Origin of the sequence: Mesorhizobium sp. M7A.F.Ca.MR.362.00.0.0 (assembly GCF_004023175.1) — a bacterium.
In the GTDB taxonomy this organism is placed as follows: Bacteria; Pseudomonadota; Alphaproteobacteria; order Rhizobiales; family Rhizobiaceae; genus Mesorhizobium.
Genome location: NZ_RZTF01000642.1, coordinates 1 through 2140, shown reverse-complemented (window position 1 = coordinate 2140; position 2140 = coordinate 1). Strand labels below are relative to the sequence as shown.

The following is a 2140-nucleotide window of genomic DNA, read 5'->3' as shown; positions in this document are numbered from 1 at the left end:
GGACCGCAAAGCCGGCACTTTTTTGCACCGTTGGCGATTGGCGAAACCGATGAGGACAGCGTCCTTCGCCCCGTTCACGGGGAGAAGATGCCGGCAGGCGGATGAGGGGCAGCGCCGACGCTCCGAAGGCGAGGCGGAGTGGCGAATTCAAGCCCGAGCGATTGCACCGACGGTCAAGCTCCGCCTTGCCAAACCCAACCACGCTGCCTATTCTTACCGCTAAAATAATTTCACACACAGGCAAACTTGTTTCTCGAACCGCAAGGCTGAAATGAGCCAGTCGCCCTACCCCGCAATTGCTGCCGGACCGCCGCGGCCGAGCCTCATCCTGAGGCCCGGCCAGATCGCGCTGCCGCCGGGCATGGAGCGTTATACGATCCATGGCAATGGCGCGGTGCTCATCGACATCGAGGCCGGCGACACGGTCACCGTGCGCAATGTCGAGGGCGGCCAGGCCTGCGAGTTGCTGGCCTGGGACAGGAGCGGCGTCACCGATCCCGGCATTTTTGGTGAAGCATCGAACAGCAACGCTGCCGGCATCAAGGCGCTATTGGCCGAGGACGACGACAGCCTCGCATCGCTACGGAGCGGGCTCGCGCGCCGGCAGGTGCAGCTTGACCATGCCAAGGCGGTTCGCGTGTTCGGCGGCGCGACACCCGCCGGCACCGAGCAGGCTTTCACGGTCGCGCGCGACGGCGCGATGCTGATTGCGGCCCCCGGCGGGCCGATGCTGGTCGATGGCCACGACACGGCGACGCCGCTGATTGCCATCGTTCGCCGTGCCACGATCCGCCCGGCGGCGAAATCGCTACTGGCCGATCCGCTGGCCGACCCGGTTCTCGATTTGCGCGTCCATTCGGCGACGGCGGAATCCTATTTCGTCAAGGCTGGCGACTATCTCCAGATCATCGATGTCGACGGGCGCCAGTGCACCGATTTCCAGTGCTTTTCGGCGCGCAAGCTGGACAGGGGATTGGATCATCCGCTCGACGTGACGACGACTCGCACGCTGATGGGTGCGAGCTACCCGATGCCCGGCCTGCATTCCAAATACTTTGACCAGGACATGGAGCCACTGGTCGAGGTGGTGCAGGACACATGCGGCCGGCACGACGCCTTCGCGCTCGCCTGCGCGGCCAAATATTACGACGACATCGGCTATCCCGGCCACACCAACTGCTCGGAGAATTTCAACGGCGCTCTGGCCGGCAAGGGCGTCAATCCCCGCGCGGGCTGGATGGCGATCAACTTCTTCTTCAACACGGCGATCGACGCGCATGGCGTCATGGTGTCCGACGAGCCGTGGTCGCGGGCGGGTGACTATGTGCTGCTCAGGGCGCTCACCGACATCGTCTGCGTGTCCTCCGCCTGCCCCGACGACACGACGCCGGCCAATGGCTGGAACCCGACCGACATCCATGTGCGGACCTATTCCGGCCAGCACAAATTCTCGCGAGCGATCGCCAGACGCATGACGCCCGATTCGGAACAGAAAATGACCCGCGAGACAGCTTTTCATTCGAGCTTTGCCAAGCACACCCGCAACTTCGGCGAGTACAGGGGCTATTGGCTCGCCAATTCCTTCGCCAAGGACGGGCCGATCGCGGAATACTGGGCGTGCCGCCAGGACGCGGTGATCATGGACCTGTCGCCGCTGCGCAAGTTCGAGGTCACCGGCCCGGATTCCGAGGCGCTGCTGCAATACACGCTGACCCGCGACGTCAAGAAGCTCGGTGTCGGCCAGGTGGTCTATTCGGCCATGTGCTACGAGCATGGCGGCATGATCGACGACGGCACCCTGCTGCGGCTCGGCAAGGACAATTTCCGCTGGGTCGGCGGTGACGATCTGTCCGGCGAATGGCTGCGCGAGACGGCGACGAAGCTCGGCCTCAACGTGCTGGTGCGCTCGTCGACCGACCAGATGCACAACGTCGCCGTCCAGGGTCCGAAGAGCCGCGACATCCTGCGAGAAGTGATCTGGACTTCGCCATTGCAGCCGTCGATCGACGAGCTCGAATGGTTCCGCTTCGCCGTCGCCCGCATTGGTGGCGGCAACGGCATTCCGGTCGTCGTCTCGCGCACCGGCTATACCGGCGAACTCGGCTACGAGATCTGGTGCCATCCGCGCGACGCCGAAAAG

Annotated in this window: 1 protein-coding gene; it reads left to right on the top strand. The window is 64.3% G+C overall.

All coding sequences use genetic code 11. The features are described from left to right. Positions 1–271 precede the first annotated feature (271 nt). On the top strand, positions 272–2140 hold a 1869-nt coding region (locus EOC06_RS36335), incomplete at its 3' end, for an aminomethyltransferase family protein (RefSeq protein ID WP_128310054.1).